Raw genomic sequence first — 14,790 nt, forward strand, 5'->3', positions numbered from 1 at the left:
ATGCTCCGCATGGACTCCCTCCTCGGCCTTGCGATGCACGGCACCAGACGCCGCGGGCTGACCCGGCCTGATCCGAAAGACAGGCCCTAGGCGTCGAAGTCGTACTCCAGCACATAGGAAGCGGAGTCGAGAGTCATCTCGTTGACCTCGACGACCCGCCCACTCTCGGCGAACGCGGTGCGGAGGATCCGGACGACCGGCGTGCCCGTGGAGAGTGACAGCCGCTCGGCCTCGTCCGCCGAAGGCATCCGGCAGCGGATCTCCTCCCGGAAGCGGACGGGCGCATGCCCCAGCTCCGCCAGACGTGCGTACGTCCCGCCGGGACCGGTGTCGACCTGGGTGACGGCCGAGTCCACAACGATGTCCGACCCCGCCCCGCCCCGCCCCGCCTCGACCCCGCCCCCCTACATGCTCAGCGACCGCGCGTGGTTGAGCTGCGACATCACCCACTGGTAGGTGTAGGCGTCCACCGCCGGGATCATCGTGGAGTGGTGGCGGCCGCCGCTGGCGACCGTGACCTGGATGTAGCCCGTGGTGGTCTTCTGCTTCATCAGCAGGAAGAGCAGACCGAGCAGGCAGAAGAGGAAGAAGATGATCGCGAGCACGATCGCGTGCGGCGGGATCTTCTCCTCGGTGCGCGAGAAGTCGGTCGCGTTCCACATCGCGCCCCTGAGCGGCATGTTGCCCGACGGGGTGATGATCTGGTCCCCGGCGATGGTGATGTCGCCGAGGGACATGCCGGCTCCGCCGACCGGGGCGGCGGCGTTGTAGGCAGGGGCGGGGATGCCGGCGCCGCCGATGGTCGGCTGATAGGCCGGCGGCGCCGGGTAGGGCTGCGGGTAGCCGTAACTGGCCTCGCCGGGACCCCACTTGTAGTCGCCCTGGCCGGGGGTGGCGGGCATGCCGGGCTGACCGCCCTGGCCTGTGGGGTCGCTCGTGTACGGATTCGGCTGCTGCTCGCTCATACAGCCGATCCTTCCACAGGGACTCGCGCCCTGTATCCCCGGTCCCGCAACCCAGGTCAGAGCGCCGCGCCGACCAGAGCCGTGATGTGCCCCCGCATCAACTCGCGGTCCCTGCTTGCCGGAAGGAGGGAATAGACGACCGTGCGGCGCCCGCCCTCGGTGGCGAACACCCCGCTCGTGGAGCGGCCCATGGAGCCGGTCTTGCCCCAGACGACGGTGCCGTCGATCTCGGCGCGCATCAGCCCGCCCGTGCTGAAGCGGTCCACCGCGCCCTCGGAGAGCGCCGGCATGACGAACAACTGCCGCTGCTGGGCGGGTTTCAGCAGCCGTCCGCGCAGCAGGCTGGTCATGAAGCGCTCCAGCTCCGGGCCGTTGGAGAGCATCCCGCCCTCGGCCCAGGCCCACGGCTCGATCTCGCCGCCGTCGGCGAGCACCGGGCCGGGGACGGAGCGGTCCCCGGGCTTGGGGGAGTACGTGTGGCGCAGGCCCAGCGGGCGGGCGATGCGGCGCTGGATCTCGTCCGCGTAGGAGCGGCCGGTGACCTTCTCGACCACCATGCCGAGGAGGAAGTAGTTGACGCCGTTGTACTGCTGCGCGCGCACGGGGTACTGGGGCGCGGCGCACTTCGGGTCGGTCCAGTGGGAGACGACCTGCTCCGGGGTCGGCGCCTCGTCCTGCCCGAAGCCGGCACAGGGCTCCTGGATGCCGCTGGTGTGGCTCAGCAGCCGGCCGACGGTGATCGGCTTCCAGTGCGCCGGGAGGGTCCCCGGGAGGAGCTCCTGGACGGGGGTGTCCAGGGTGAAGCGGCCCTCGCCGACGAGCTGGAGGACCAGGGTGGAGGTGAACAGCTTGGTGATGCTGCCGATACGGAAGTTCGCGGCCGGGTCCTGCGAGAGCGGGCCGGTGGCCCCGGTCCACCCCGGGCCCGTCCCGCCCACCCGGACCATGGCGCCGCTCGCCATGGCGCCGGGCTTCATCAGCGCGGTCAGGGCGGCGGTGTCGACCGGGCGGTGCACGCGGGCGGTGCCGGCCACCGGTGCGCCCTGCGGCTCGGCGGCCGAGGCCGGCAGGACGGCGCCGGCGGTGACGGACGCGAGGGCCGCGCCCGCGAGGACCAGGGCGGTCCAGCGCGTCGGGCGCGTGGCGGCGGGAGCGGCGTGCGGTGTCTTCGTCATGCCTGTGAGTCTGCTGCGGTCAAGATCCACCGGCCATGGGTGAAGCCCCCCACCGGACCCTGAGGGGCCCCTGACCGCCGCTGGGGGGCCGCACGGCCCGTTGTCGGTGGCCAACGCCCTGCGCGGCCTGGCCTGGCTGCTGTCGTTCCTCCCGCCGCACCCCGGCACGGTCCGCACGCTCGGCGCACTGGCGCAGAGCGCGCTGCGCAAGGTCGCCGGGATGGGGCCGCGCGACCCCAAGGAACGGCGAAGGCCCCGCCCCCGGACGAACCGGGGACGGGGCCTGTGCCGAGACCGACGGACGGAGTCCGTCGCGTCGAGAAGGCTAGAAGCGGCGCGTGATCAGTGCACGCTTGACTTCCTGGATCGCCTTCGTGACCTCGATGCCACGCGGGCACGCGTCGGTGCAGTTGAAGGTCGTGCGGCAGCGCCACACGCCGTCCTTGTCGTTCAGGATCTCCAGCCGCTGCTCGCCGGCCTCGTCACGCGAGTCGAAGATGAAGCGGTGCGCGTTGACGATCGCCGCCGGGCCGAAGTACTGGCCGTCGTTCCAGAACACCGGGCACGAGGACGTGCACGCGGCGCACAGGATGCACTTGGTGGTGTCGTCGAAGCGCTCGCGGTCCTCGGCGGACTGCAGACGCTCGCGCGTCGGCTCGTTGCCCTTGGTGACCAGGAACGGCATGACGTCGCGGTACGCCTGGAAGAAGGGCTCCATGTCGACGACAAGGTCCTTCATCACCGTGAGGCCCTTGATGGCCTCGACGGTGATCGGCTTCTCCGGGTTGATGTCCTTGATCAGCGTCTTGCAGGCGAGCCTGTTCTTGCCGTTGATCCGCATCGCGTCGGAGCCGCAGATGCCGTGCGCGCACGAGCGACGGAAGGTCAGCGTGCCGTCGAGGTCCCACTTGATCTTGTGGAGACCGTCGAGCACGCGCTCCTTCGGGTCGATCTCGACCTGGAAGTCCTGCCACTGAGACTCGTCGGAGATCTCGGGGTTGAAGCGGCGGATCCGGAAGGTGACCGTGATGAAGGGCGAGGCCGCGGCCGCGGCCTCCATCTTGTCCAGGGTCGGGGTGGCCATCAGTACTTACGCTCCATCGGCTGGTAGCGGGTGACGACGACGGGCTTGTAGTCCAGCCGGACTGAATCCTTGGCGGACTCGCCCTCGCCGACGACCTCGCGGTACGCCATGGTGTGGCGCATGAAGTTGACGTCGTCGCGGTTCGGGTAGTCCTCGCGGTAGTGACCGCCGCGGGACTCCTTGCGCGCCAGCGCGGACACGGCCATGACCTCGGCCAGGTCGAGCAGGTTGCCCAGCTCGATGGCCTCCAGCAGGTCCGTGTTGAAGCGCTTGCCCTTGTCCTGGACGGACACGTTCTTGTAGCGCTCGCGCAGCTCCGCGATCTTCTCGACCGCGGTCTTGATGGTCTGCTCCGTACGGAACACCATCACGCACGCGTCCATCGTCTCCTGGAGCTCCAGACGCAGGTCGGCGACCCGCTCGTTGCCCGTGGAGTTGCGCAGCTGCTCGACGAGGTCGACGACCTGCTGCGCCGGGTTCTCCGGGAGCTCGACGTAGTCGTTCTCCTGGGAGTACCTGGCGGCGGCGATGCCGGAGCGCTTGCCGAAGACGTTGATGTCCAGCAGCGAGTTGGTGCCCAGGCGGTTCGCGCCGTGCACCGACACGCACGCGACCTCGCCGGCCGCGTACAGGCCCGGGACGACGGTGGTGTTGTCGCTGAGGACCTCACCCTCGACGTTGGTCGGGATGCCGCCCATGGCGTAGTGCGCGGTGGGCTGGATCGGGATCGGGTCCGTGTACGGCTCGATGCCCAGGTAGGTGCGCGCGAACTCGGTGATGTCCGGGAGCTTCGCGTCGAGCTGCTCCGGCGGCAGGTGCGTCAGGTCCAGGTACACGTGGTCACCGGCGGGACCGCAGCCGCGGCCCTCACGGATCTCGGTGTAGATGGAGCGCGAGACGACGTCACGGGACGCGAGGTCCTTCATGACCGGCGCGTACTTCTCCATGAAGCGCTCGCCGTCCTTGTTGCGGAGGATGCCGCCCTCACCGCGGGCGCCCTCCGTCAGCAGGATGCCCATGCGCCAGATGCCCGTCGGGTGGAACTGGAAGAACTCCATGTCCTCCAGCGGCAGGCCGCGGCGGTAGCAGGCCGCCTGGCCGTCACCCGTGAGGGTGTGCGCGTTGGAGGTCACCTTGAAGAACTTGCCGGTGCCGCCGGAGGCGTAGATGACGGCCTTGGCCTGGAACACGTGGATCTCGCCGGTGGCGAGCTCGTACGCGACCACACCGGCCGACTTCTTGACGCCGTCCTCCTCGACCAGGAGCTGGTCCAGGACGTAGAACTCGTTGAAGAACTCCACGCCCTCCTTGACGCAGTTCTGGTACAGCGTCTGGAGGATCATGTGACCGGTGCGGTCCGCGGCGTAGCAGGACCGGCGGACCGGGGCCTCGCCGTGGTTGCGCGAGTGACCGCCGAAGCGGCGCTGGTCGATGGTGCCGTCCGGGGTGCGGTTGAACGGCAGGCCCATCTTCTCCAGGTCGAGGACCGCGTCGATGGCCTCCTTCGCCAGGATCTCGGCGGCGTCCTGGTCGACCAGGTAGTCACCACCCTTGACCGTGTCGAAGGTGTGCCACTCCCAGTTGTCCTCTTCCACGTTGGCCAGCGCGGCGGCCATGCCGCCCTGCGCGGCGCCCGTGTGGGAGCGGGTGGGGTAGAGCTTCGTCAGCACGGCGGTGCGGCTGCGCTTCGTCGACTCGATGGCGGCGCGCATGCCCGCGCCGCCCGCGCCGACGATGACGGTGTCGTACTTGTGGATCTTCATTGGTTTCGCCTCAGCCCCGTTGCCTAGCGGATGTTCGGGTCGAAGGTGAAGATCACCAGCGTGCCCAGAAGGATGGTGAACACCGTGGCGGTGTAGAGCAGGCCCTTCAGCCACAGCCGCGTGTTGGCACGCTCCGCGTAGTCGTTGATGACGGTACGCAGACCGTTGGCGCCGTGCAGCATGGCCAGCCACAGCATCAGCAGGTCCCAGACCTGCCAGAACGGGGACGCCCAGCGGCCGGCCACGAAGGCGAAGCCGATCTTGGACACGCCGCCGTCGAGCACCAGCTGGATCAGCAGGTGGCCGATGACCAGGACGACGAGCACGATGCCCGAGAGGCGCATGAAGAGCCACGCGACCATCTCGAAGTTCCCGCGGGTCGAGCGCGGGGTCTTGCCGGTCCGCTTGCGCGGGGCCTCGATGTACGGCGCCGGGTTGTCGATGTCGTAGAGGGACACGCCCTCCACGTCACCGACGCCCTTTTCGAAAGAAGTGTCAGAAGACATGCGTGTCACTTCCCGAACAGTTCAAGGTAGGCGTGGCCCAGGACGGGGTACAGAGCCCCGCCCATCAGCACGATCCAGGTGACCACGACGGTCCAGAGCATCTGCTTCTGGTAGCGCGGGCCCTTGGACCAGAAGTCCACGGCGATGACACGAAGACCGTTGAGCGCGTGGAACAGGATGGCGGCGACGAGGCCGTACTCCAGCAGCGCGACGATCGGAGTCTTGTAGGTAGCCACGACATCGTCGTACGCCTCAGGGGAGACGCGGACGAGAGCGGTGTCGAGGACGTGTACGAACAGGAAGAAGAAAATGAGGACGCCGGTGACTCGATGAGCCACCCAGGACCACATTCCTTCCCGGCCGCGGTACAACGTTCCAGCCGGCACGGAAAACCCTCCGGAAGCGGGGCGGGGGCCAGCCGGCTTCTTTGTCGGTCGGGCCCGGCCGGGTACGGTCCTCCGGCCCCGGACATCGTAGCGACGCTTTGTCGGTTCCCTTGCGCGGGGGCCATCGGTGTGATCAAACAGGCACGTACGGGCTATCCCACAGGGGCGAATAGCCCGATTTCCGTGGCAGTCAGCCCATCCGGCGAGGTCAGCCAGCGTGTCAGATCCCGGAGCCGGGACTGTGCGACACGGCGCAGCTCGTCCGCGGAGATCGAGCGCTCCTCGTCGACCTCGTGGCCCATCCTCCGGCGGATCGCGCCCAGCAGCTGGTCGGCCTGCTCCTCCGGCGGATGTTCGTCGAGGCAGATCACGAAGGCGTGGCCGAACTTCCGTTCGTACTCCGCGTGGGCCGCGTCGAGGGCCAGCAGTGCGGCGTACGGAGCCCCGTGGTCCAGCTCCGCCGAGCACTCCGCGGCCAGCGCCTCGGTCAGATCGCCCTGCGAGAGGTCGTACGAGGCCTCGTCGGCGGCGGCGATCAGGGTCCCGGCATCCGGGTAGGGACGGTGCGCCGCCAACCGGTGCGCCCAGCGCCGGCTTCCGCAGCAGTGCAGCAGGACGGCCCGGGCGGCTTCGGGGGACAGGGCGTTGAAGCGGGCCAGTCCGAAGCCGTGGGAAGGGTCGGGACCTCCCCCGGATCCGGTCCGGGAGGTGCGCCCTGGGGCCTGTGCCGGAAGGTGGCTGGACAGCAGGGGGCTCCTCGGGGCGCGGCGGGGGTGTACCGCCACGCTATCGACGCAGGGCAGGGTGTGTCGTACCGATTCGGGGATTTCACCCGGAAGTGAGCCGAAAGGATGACGTGAGCGCCACGGGCAGGCATGGTGAGGGCCCCGGGAAGGGGAGGGCGACCGAGGCCGCCACCCCCCACAGGAGAGGCCCCGGCCGCCATCCGTCACGGGCTCGTGCGACAAGCCCGTACCCATGTCAGCGCCTCGGGTGCGTTTTGTGTCACACCTCGCTCCGCACAGGATTGGTTGCACGTTGTATCACTCGTGGACGAGAGGTGCTTGAAAGCCGTAACGTGCTGATTTGCGCCACACGTACAGGACAGTGAACGGGTTGGGGACTTTGCTGGGGGACGACGCGGAGCTGACCGCCGCGGTGCTCGCGGCACAGGACGGCGACGAGAACGCGTTCCGTGCTGTGTACCGCGCCGTGCACCCACGGCTGCTGGGATACGTACGCACGCTCGTCGGGGACGGCGACGCCGAGGATGTGACTTCGGAGGCCTGGCTGCAGATCGCCCGCGACCTCGACTCCTTCACCGGCGACGCCGACCGCTTCCGCGGCTGGGCGGCCCGGATCGCCCGCAACCGCGCCCTCGACCACATCCGCATGCGCGGCCGCCGCCCCGCCATCGGCGGCGACGACACCGAGCTGACGAGCTGGGCCGCCGAGTGCGACACCGCGGGCGCGGCCATGGAGTCCCTCTCCACCGGGCGGACCATGGCGCTCATCGCGCAGCTTCCGCAGGACCAGGCCGAGGCCGTCGTCCTGCGGGTCGTGGTCGGGCTGGACGCCAAGAGCGCGGCCGAGACCCTGGGCAAGCGGCCCGGCGCCGTGCGGACCGCGGCCCACCGGGGCCTGAAGAAGCTGGCCGAGCTGCTCGGCCCGGAGGGCGGCTTCGAGCCGGACCCGGACACCGGCGCGGATGCGGGCCCGACGGTCGGCCATAATGCCCGTGGCCAGGCATGGGGCGGCGGGGGCGGGAGGGATCTCGACGCCGTACCCGCGCAGCGTGGCCGGAGCGGGGGCTTCGCAGAACAAACCGGTGTGACGGATTCACGTTGGCGGACGCAGAAGGACATGTGATGGCCGACGAGCGCAACAGGTGGCTGGACGAAGCCGCTGCGGAAAAACTGCTGCGCGGCGAACCGGTGGAACCTGTGGGACCGGCCGCCGATCAGCTTGCCCGCGACGAGGCCGCCCGGCTGCGTGCCGCTCTGGACGCCCTGGGTGGCGTGAACGGATCGCTGCGCGCGGGCACGGAACTGCCCGGTGAAGCCGCGGCGGTGGCCGCCTTCCGTACGGCGCGCGGTGGCGCGCGCCCTTCCGCGGCGCCTCCGCTGGCGGCCGCGTCCGCCGAACCCCTGATCGACCTCGGCCGCGTCATCCCTGCCCCCGCCCCCCGGCGCCGCCGGGCCGTGAGCTTCGGTCTGGCAGCGGCCCTGGCCAGTGTCGCCGTCGGCGGACTGGCCGCCGCGGCGGGCGCCGGGCTGCTGGAGCGGTCCCGGCACGACAGCGCGGGACCCGGTCCGGCGATGTCCGTGAGCGCCGGCGAGGACCCGGCCCCGGGCATCGGCAGCGGAGCTCCGAGCGCCAGTCCGAAGCCGACACCCACCCCGCTGCCGAGTGGCTCGAACACGACGGCCGCCACGGGTACGGCGCAGCCGCCGGGTACGGACGGGCGTGCCGCGACACCCGGGACCGGCGCGGGCGCCGGCACCTCCTCGGGCTCGTCGGCGACGCCCGGCTCGGGCAAGGACCTCCAGGGCGGCACGGGAGCCACGGGCGGCATCGGCGGCAAGGACGGCGACCGGGACACCTTCGGCGGCGGCGACACGGGCGGCAGGGACCGCGACCGCGACGGCGACAACCGTCTCAAGGTCGCCGACCTCTGCACGGATTTCAAGGCGGGCCGGCTCGACGAGGCCCGCCGTGAGCGGCTCTCGCGCCTGGCCAACGGCCTCACCCGGATCCCGGACTACTGCAAGTCGGTGCTCGACGACGGGGGCTCCGGCGGCGGCAAGCGCAGCGACACCCAGCTGGGCGGGACGCTCAGGGCGCCGACCCTGACGCCGGCGGTTCCGCGGGGTTCGGCCGACCTGCGCACCGGCCGCTGACACATGTGCTGACCTGCCTGTAACACTTTTCGAACCGGCGGCGCAGTACATATCGAGCCGACTGGTCATCGGCCGCGCATGAGCCGGGGTTCCCCCCGTACCCCTGGGCTCTGCGCAACCGGCGCGGGCGGGGCACGTTCCCCCGGCCCTGCCCGCGCCCATTACTTCGGACCTCTGCGGGGTGGCGTGCCGATCAGGCCGGATCAGGGCACGAGGCTTCGCGGGACCGGATTCCGGTCCCGCCTCCCGCCTCCGGCCCCGGCGGCATCACCAGTAGACGACGACCTTGTCGCCGACCTTCACCTGGTCGAACAGCGCCGACAGCTTGCCCTTGTCCCGGACGTTCACGCAGCCGTGCGAGGCCCCGCTGTAGCCGCGGGCCGCGAAGTCGGCCGAGTAGTGGACCGCCTGGCCGCCGCTGAAGAACATCGCGTACGGCATCGGCGTGTGGTAGATCGTCGACGTCCACTCCTTGGCCTTCCAGCCCACGTCGAAGACGCCCTCGCGGGTCGGGGTGTTCTCGGAGCCGAAACGCACGTCCATCGTGGAGACGACCTTGCCGTCGATCATCCAGGCGAGGGTGCGGCTCTCCTTGCTGATGCACATGACGCGGCCCTGCATGCAGCGCGGGTCCGGGGCGTCGACCTCGTTGACGGTCGACGGACGCAGCTCGTCGGCGGTGGGCTTCTTGCTGGCGCCCTCGATCTTCTTCCAGGTGGCCTCGTCGACCGAACCGGTCGCGTTCAGGCCGGTCTTCGACTGGAAGGACTTGACCGCGGCGGTCGTCTTGGAGCCGTAGAAGCCGGTCGGCGCGACCGACATCAGCTTGAGCTGGCGCAGCCGGGCCTGGAGCTCGCGCACCTGCTCGTTCTCGTCGCCGTTGGCCATGATCTGCTTCACCGAGGGCGAAGGCGAGGCCGAGGGGGAGGCCGACGCGGAAGCGGAGGCCGACGGCGACGCCGAGGCCTCGCCGGGCTTGTTGTCGGTGGAGGGGGAGGCTTCGGGGGAGGCGTCCGCCGTGGGCGAGGACGAAACCGAGGAGGCGGAGGCGGCAGGCTCCGTCTTCTGCGGTCCGCAGGCGGTCGCGGCGAGTGCGACGGCGGTTGCCACCCCGATCGTGCGGATTATGACTCTCTGGCGCTGCATTGCAGTCCCCCCGGTCTCTGTGTCGTGTATCTAGGTGATGCTCCGCGTGCATGGACAGTTGCACTCGGCTCCGGGATGTTGCGCCATTGTGACCGGCAGCCGTCCGCAGCCTTACGGGGCGATGCGCGGCTGGGGGCACCCCAGCGGCGGCTCGGGGGAGGTTCTGCCAGTCCCGGGCCCGCTTGCTCCATGGAGGACTACGTCACATGGCACACACCGAGAGCGGAATCCCCATCGAACCCGTCTACGGGCCCGGCGACCTGACGGGGTGGGACCCGGAGGCCGAGCTCGGGCAGCCGGGCGACTTCCCCTACACAAGGGGGATTTATCCGACCATGTACACCGGTCGGCCGTGGACGATGCGGCAGTACGCCGGCTTCGGCACCGCGGCCGAGTCCAACGCCCGCTACCGGCAGCTCATCGAGGGCGGCGGCACCGGGCTGTCCGTCGCCTTCGACCTGCCGACCCAGATGGGACACGACTCCGACGCCCCCCTCGCCCAGGGCGAGGTCGGCAAGGTCGGCGTCGCCGTCGACTCGCTCGACGACATGCGGACGCTGTTCCACGGGATCCCCCTCGACCGGGTCTCCACCTCGATGACGATCAACGCCCCCGCCGCCCTGCTCCTCCTGCTCTACCAACTGGTGGCGGAGGAACAGGACATCCCGGGCACGCAGCTGACGGGGACGGTCCAGAACGACGTACTGAAGGAGTACATCGCGCGCGGGACGTACATCTTCCCGCCCGGCCCCTCGCTGCGGCTGACGGCCGACACCTTCCGCTACTGCCGGGCCGAGATCCCCCGGTGGAACACCATCTCCATCTCCGGCTACCACATGGCCGAAGCCGGCGCCTCGCCCGCGCAGGAGGTGGCCTTCACCCTCGCCGACGGCATCGCCTACGTCCGTACCGCCCTGGGGGCCGGGATGGCGGTCGACGAATTCGCGCCCCGGCTCTCCTTCTTCTTCGTCGCCCGCACCACCCTGCTGGAGGAGGTCGCGAAGTTCCGCGCGGCCCGGCGGATCTGGGCCCGCGTCATGCGGGAGACGTTCGGGGCCCGGGACCCGAAGTCGCTGATGCTGCGCTTCCACACCCAGACCGCGGGGGTCCAGCTCACCGCGCAGCAGCCGGAACTCAATCTCGTACGGGTGGCCGTGCAGGCCCTGGCCGCCGTCCTCGGCGGCACGCAGTCGCTGCACACCAACTCCTTCGACGAGGCGATCGCGCTCCCGACCGAGAAGTCCGCCCGCCTCGCGCTGCGCACCCAGCAGGTCCTCGCGTACGAGACGGACGTGCCGCACACCGTGGACCCCTTCGCCGGGTCGTACGCGGTGGAGCGGATGACGGACGAACTGGAGGCGGCGGCGCTCGCGCTCATGCGCCGGATCGAGGACCAGGGCGGGGCGGTGGCCGCGATCGAGGCCGGGTTCCAGAAGGCCGAGATCGAGCGGAACGCCTACCGCATCGCGCAGGAGACCGAGAACGGCGAGCGGGTGGTGGTCGGGGTCAACCGCTTCACGCTGGAGCGCGAGGAACCGTACGAGCCGCTGCGCGTGGACCCGGCGATCGAGGCACGGCAGTGCGCGGCACTGGCCCGGCTGCGGGCGGAGCGCGACGGGACGGCGGTGACGGCGGCGCTCGCGGCCCTGAAGGAGGCGGCGGCGGGGACGGCGAACGTGCTCTACCCGATGAAGGCGGCGCTGCGCGCCCGGGCCACGGTGGGGGAGGTGTGCGGGGCGCTGCGGGAGGTGTGGGGGACGTACGAGCCGACCGGTTCCACCTGGTGAAACCGACTGGCGCGACAGGTGCAACCTTGTGGGACACTCCTGCGCATGCTGGGTGTGACAGATCTTCCGACTTATCTCGCCGGCCTGGTGCTGATCATTCTGCTGCCGGGTCCGAACTCCCTCTACGTGCTCTCCGTGGCCGCCCGCCGCGGGGTGCGCACCGGGTACAAGGCCGCCGCCGGGGTGTTCACCGGCGACGCCGTGCTCATGCTGCTGACCGCCGTGGGCGCCGGGGCGCTGCTGCGGGCGAGCCCGCTGGTGTTCACCGTGGTGAAGTTCCTCGGGGCCGGCTACCTGGCGTGGCTGGCCGTGGGGATGATGCGGGGCGCCTGGGCGCTGTGGCGCACGCGCGCGGAGCGGGCCGAGGCGGAGGCCGCCGTCCCCGCCGACCCGGCCGAGACCGAGCGGCCCTTCCGGCGGGCGCTGCTGATCAGCCTCCTCAACCCGAAGGCCATCCTCTTCCTGATGTCCTTCTTCGTGCAGTTCGTGGACCCGTCCTACGCCTACCCGGCGCTGTCCTTCCTGCTCCTGGGCGGTCTCCTGCAGACCGGCAGCTTCCTGTACCTGACGATGCTGATCTTCGGCGGGACCCGCCTCTCGGCGGCCTTCCGGCGCCGCAAGCGGCTGTCGGCCGGGGCCACCTCGGCGGCGGGCGTGCTCTTCCTCGGCTTCGCGGCCAAGCTCGCCGTCAGCTGAGCACCCGGCGCAGCCATCCCATCCGCCGCACGGCCCGGCGCACCGCCCGGCTGCGCGGCAGGAACGACAGCTGCGCCGGGATGCCGCCCGGCAGGCCCAGGGCGGTCAGCCGGCGGCGCGTGAAGTACCGCCAGGTGTGCGGGGTCAGCCGCTTGGCCAGGTAGGCCTCGGCCGCCGGGCGCCGCGCGGCCAGGATCTGCGGCTGCATGGTGAACCCGACGGCGGCGAGCAGCGCGGCGGGTTCCGCCCGGACCTGCTCGGGGGTCGGGGGCGTCCAGGCGCGGACCGCCTCGGCGTCGGCGAGATCCGGAAGCAGGGCGTCCACCAGGGCCAGCGGGACACGGTTGCTGTTCGGGTACGGGGTCAGGGTGGCCAGCACCGCGTCGGTGCCGGTCCGGGCCACCGGGAGCCCGTACAGCGTGGCGGCGGTCAGCAGCCCGGTGGAGAAGCAGCCCACGACCAGTGCCGGGCGCAGCCGCTGGTAGAGGGTCTCGGCCAGGACCGGGGCGGCGATCACGGTCAGCCGGGCGCCCAGCCGCTCGGCCTCCTCCTCGGCCCGGCGGCAGTACGCGGCCGGGGCGCCGGGATGCGGTTTGAAGACCAGCTCCCGGTGGCCCAGGGCGTACGCGCCCCGGACCATCGACACGTGCAGCTCCTCCTCCTCGGCCAGGGTCATCAGGTCGAGCGCGGAGAGGTACTGGCCCAGCAGGAGGGCCGGGGGCCCGGCGGGCTCGGCCGCCCCGTCCGGGGTGGCCTCGGCGAGCTCCGCGAGGACCTTCAGGAACGGCTCCGTCGGCACCAGTTCCACCCGCACCCCGAACTCCGACAGCAGCAGGGGCTCCAGCCCGGGCACCAGGTCCAGGTGGAGCACCCGCCGTACCCGCATCCCGAGCTGCGGGTCGAGGCGGAAGCGGGTGGGCCCGTAGCTCATGAGCCCGTCGGCGTAGACGTCGACGGCCGCGCCCGGGAAGAGCCGGCACAGGCTCTGGGCCGGAGGGACCTGGAGGGACTCCACGATCAGCTCGACCCGGTCCTCGCCCAGGTTCCACAGCGTGCGCAGCTGCCGCTCCCAGATCGGGACGTCCTCCGCGCGCGGGGCCCAGGTGCTCGGGTGCTGCGGCTCGATGACGCGGTTCCAGTCGAGGACCTCGTCGAAGCGGGGGCGCAGGGCGGCGAAGCCCGGCATGTCCGTGACCCCCGGGGTGACCTCGGCGGTGACGGCGTGGTTGCTGGTCAGCAGGATGCGCCGGCCGGCGGGCGGGAAGGAGCCCGCGTCGATGCCCGCCGCGAGCGTGGCCGCACCGTAGAGGGTGGAGGCCAGGAAGATCTGGGTGGGCATCAGGCACTCGCTCCCGAGGGGGCGGCGCGGCGGCCGGTGCGCAGGCGGCGCAGCACGGTGGAGCGTTCGACGTCCATCGAGTCCAGGACCTGGTCCAGCACGTCCTGCGGCATGCGGCCGAGCGCGGCCGCGCTCATGAGGCGGAGTTTCTTGGCCACGTCCGGCTCGAACCTTTCGATGGACCCGAAATGGTGGGCGATAATTGCACAATAGGTTCGGACGGCTTTCGGGAGCAGGCGATCGGATTCCCGGTCGGCGATGACCTCCGCGAGCACTTGATCGAATGCGCGGATGAAATCGAGCTGCCGTTCGTCCCCCACCTGCGTCAACGAGGTGGAAATCCCGCGCCGGTAGAAGATGCCGGGCAGCCCGACCGCGGCGAACGACTCCGCCTCCCGGTGCAGCCGCCAGATCCACGGCCGGTCCTCCGCGGTCCGCAGCCCGTCGGTGAAGTGCAGCACCCCGCGGTCCAGCAGCCGCCGGTGGTACATCCCGGCCCAGGCGTACGGATAGTCCACCGAGGTGGCCCGGTCGGCGGGCAGGATCGCGCTGCGCGGCGCGGCGACCACCGACTGCGGGCCGAAGGGGACGCGCTGCACGCTCCGTGTCCGGCCGGTGCACCGCACATGGTCGGTACGGACGAAATCGCAGCTCAGAGCCTCTATGGCGGCCAGGGTGCGGGCCAGATGGCCGGGCGCCAGCCAGTCGTCCCCGTCCAGGAAGGTCAGGTACTCGCCGCGGGCCGCGTCCAGACCGGTGTTGCGCGCGGTGGCCAGGCCCCCGTTGCGCTCGTGTCTGAGGTGCACCGCCCCCGGCAGCTCGCGCGCCGCCCGTTCCAGCAGGCCGGGCGTCCCGTCCGTCGAGCAGTCGTCGACGAGCAGGAACTCGAAATCCTCCCGGGCGTTGAGTTCGAGACTCTTCAGGGCGTCCGGTGCGTATGTCTGCACGTTGTAGAACGGCACGACAACAGAGAGCTTGGGCACCTGCGAGACATTAGGGCGCCGCCCGTCATTCACTGTGGCCCGGATGCGGATTCCATGTGA

The 14,790-nt window shown here is 70.9% G+C and carries 14 protein-coding genes and 1 pseudogene; 4 read left to right on the forward strand and 11 right to left on the reverse strand.

The window, feature by feature from the left end; genetic code table 11:
- Nucleotides 1-86: 86 nt before the first annotated feature.
- The 8 genes and pseudogenes from ACFY0D_RS18035 to ACFY0D_RS18070 all read right to left on the reverse strand — a co-directional run.
- Nucleotides 87-359: pseudogene (locus ACFY0D_RS18035) on the reverse strand (UTRA domain-containing protein); the annotation flags it as partial.
- Between the two features lie 45 nt (nt 360-404).
- Nucleotides 405-965: a hypothetical protein gene (locus tag ACFY0D_RS18040; protein WP_390799201.1), complete on the reverse strand. Its 561-nt coding sequence runs from the start codon at nt 963-965 to the stop codon at nt 405-407.
- Between the two features lie 56 nt (nt 966-1,021).
- Nucleotides 1,022-2,140, reverse strand: coding sequence for a serine hydrolase domain-containing protein (locus tag ACFY0D_RS18045; protein WP_390799202.1), 1,119 nt, complete (start codon nt 2,138-2,140; stop codon nt 1,022-1,024).
- A 325-nt stretch (nt 2,141-2,465) separates the two neighbouring features.
- Complete coding sequence (locus tag ACFY0D_RS18050; protein ID WP_052873174.1) at nt 2,466-3,224, reverse strand: succinate dehydrogenase iron-sulfur subunit; 759 nt, start codon at nt 3,222-3,224, stop codon at nt 2,466-2,468.
- Nucleotides 3,224-4,987, reverse strand: coding sequence for a succinate dehydrogenase flavoprotein subunit (sdhA, locus tag ACFY0D_RS18055; protein WP_351154707.1), 1,764 nt, complete (start codon nt 4,985-4,987; stop codon nt 3,224-3,226). Before sdhA ends, ACFY0D_RS18050 begins: the two co-directional genes overlap by 1 nt.
- Nucleotides 4,988-5,010: 23 nt before the next feature.
- Nucleotides 5,011-5,493, reverse strand: a complete 483-nt coding sequence (locus tag ACFY0D_RS18060; protein WP_390799203.1) for a succinate dehydrogenase hydrophobic membrane anchor subunit — start codon at nt 5,491-5,493, stop codon at nt 5,011-5,013.
- Nucleotides 5,494-5,498: 5 nt separating this feature from the next.
- The gene (gene sdhC, locus ACFY0D_RS18065) at nt 5,499-5,879 is read right to left on the reverse strand and encodes a succinate dehydrogenase, cytochrome b556 subunit (RefSeq protein ID WP_301367063.1); all 381 of its coding nucleotides are present in this window, start codon (nt 5,877-5,879) and stop codon (nt 5,499-5,501) included.
- A gap of 152 nt (nt 5,880-6,031) precedes the next feature.
- Nucleotides 6,032-6,664 carry a 2-oxo-4-hydroxy-4-carboxy-5-ureidoimidazoline decarboxylase gene (locus ACFY0D_RS18070; protein ID WP_390799204.1) on the reverse strand — a complete coding sequence of 211 codons (633 nt, stop codon included), beginning with the start codon at nt 6,662-6,664 and terminating at the stop codon, nt 6,032-6,034.
- A gap of 340 nt (nt 6,665-7,004) precedes the next feature.
- On the opposite strand from ACFY0D_RS18070, the gene ACFY0D_RS18075 reads away from it, so the two are divergent.
- Together ACFY0D_RS18075 and ACFY0D_RS18080 are read left to right on the forward strand one after the other, a co-directional pair.
- Nucleotides 7,005-7,748 (forward strand): RNA polymerase sigma factor, encoded by a 744-nt coding sequence (locus tag ACFY0D_RS18075; protein ID WP_390799340.1) that lies wholly within the window; start codon nt 7,005-7,007, stop codon nt 7,746-7,748.
- Nucleotides 7,748-8,779, forward strand: a complete 1,032-nt coding sequence (locus ACFY0D_RS18080) for a hypothetical protein (RefSeq protein WP_390799205.1) — start codon at nt 7,748-7,750, stop codon at nt 8,777-8,779. Before ACFY0D_RS18075 ends, ACFY0D_RS18080 begins: the two co-directional genes overlap by 1 nt.
- Before the next feature lie 267 nt (nt 8,780-9,046).
- Here ACFY0D_RS18080 and ACFY0D_RS18085 read toward each other — a convergent pair whose 3' ends face one another.
- Entirely contained in the window at nt 9,047-9,925 is an 879-nt protein-coding gene (locus ACFY0D_RS18085) for a peptidoglycan-binding protein (RefSeq protein WP_390799206.1), read from the reverse strand.
- Between the two features lie 206 nt (nt 9,926-10,131).
- Here ACFY0D_RS18085 and ACFY0D_RS18090 point away from each other — a divergent pair, with 206 nt between their 5' ends.
- Both ACFY0D_RS18090 and leuE read left to right on the forward strand, forming a co-directional pair.
- Nucleotides 10,132-11,712, forward strand: coding sequence for a methylmalonyl-CoA mutase (locus tag ACFY0D_RS18090; RefSeq protein ID WP_390799207.1), 1,581 nt, complete (start codon nt 10,132-10,134; stop codon nt 11,710-11,712).
- A gap of 45 nt (nt 11,713-11,757) precedes the next feature.
- Complete coding sequence (gene leuE / locus ACFY0D_RS18095) at nt 11,758-12,408, forward strand: leucine efflux protein LeuE (RefSeq protein ID WP_390799208.1); 651 nt, start codon at nt 11,758-11,760, stop codon at nt 12,406-12,408.
- Here leuE and ACFY0D_RS18100 read toward each other — a convergent pair.
- Together ACFY0D_RS18100 and ACFY0D_RS18105 are read right to left on the reverse strand one after the other, a co-directional pair.
- Nucleotides 12,401-13,747, reverse strand: a complete 1,347-nt coding sequence (locus ACFY0D_RS18100; protein ID WP_390799209.1) for a polysialyltransferase family glycosyltransferase — start codon at nt 13,745-13,747, stop codon at nt 12,401-12,403. The genes leuE and ACFY0D_RS18100 overlap by 8 nt on opposite strands.
- Nucleotides 13,747-14,730, reverse strand: coding sequence for a glycosyltransferase family 2 protein (locus ACFY0D_RS18105; RefSeq protein WP_390799210.1), 984 nt, complete (start codon nt 14,728-14,730; stop codon nt 13,747-13,749). The genes ACFY0D_RS18100 and ACFY0D_RS18105 overlap by 1 nt, the downstream gene beginning before the upstream one ends.
- Between the last annotated feature and the right edge of the window lie 60 nt (nt 14,731-14,790).

The organism is Streptomyces sp. NPDC001502 (assembly GCF_042894785.1).
Taxonomy (GTDB): Bacteria; Actinomycetota; Actinomycetes; order Streptomycetales; family Streptomycetaceae; genus Streptomyces; species Streptomyces kutzneri.

What these genes read in the sequence shown, in the direction of transcription:
- sdhA (WP_351154707.1), bottom strand. Translation starts at nt 4,987, where the DNA reads ATGAAGATCCACAAGTACGACACCGTCATCGTCGGCGCGGGCGGCGCG.
- ACFY0D_RS18100 (WP_390799209.1), bottom strand. Translation starts at nt 13,747, where the DNA reads ATGCCCACCCAGATCTTCCTGGCCTCCACCCTCTACGGTGCGGCCACG.
- ACFY0D_RS18050 (WP_052873174.1), bottom strand. Translation starts at nt 3,224, where the DNA reads ATGGCCACCCCGACCCTGGACAAGATGGAGGCCGCGGCCGCGGCCTCG.
- ACFY0D_RS18085 (WP_390799206.1), bottom strand. Translation starts at nt 9,925, where the DNA reads ATGCAGCGCCAGAGAGTCATAATCCGCACGATCGGGGTGGCAACCGCC.
- leuE (WP_390799208.1), top strand. Translation starts at nt 11,758, where the DNA reads ATGCTGGGTGTGACAGATCTTCCGACTTATCTCGCCGGCCTGGTGCTG.
- ACFY0D_RS18080 (WP_390799205.1), top strand. Translation starts at nt 7,748, where the DNA reads ATGGCCGACGAGCGCAACAGGTGGCTGGACGAAGCCGCTGCGGAAAAA.
- ACFY0D_RS18040 (WP_390799201.1), bottom strand. Translation starts at nt 965, where the DNA reads ATGAGCGAGCAGCAGCCGAATCCGTACACGAGCGACCCCACAGGCCAG.
- ACFY0D_RS18090 (WP_390799207.1), top strand. Translation starts at nt 10,132, where the DNA reads ATGGCACACACCGAGAGCGGAATCCCCATCGAACCCGTCTACGGGCCC.
- ACFY0D_RS18060 (WP_390799203.1), bottom strand. Translation starts at nt 5,493, where the DNA reads ATGTCTTCTGACACTTCTTTCGAAAAGGGCGTCGGTGACGTGGAGGGC.
- ACFY0D_RS18045 (WP_390799202.1), bottom strand. Translation starts at nt 2,140, where the DNA reads ATGACGAAGACACCGCACGCCGCTCCCGCCGCCACGCGCCCGACGCGC.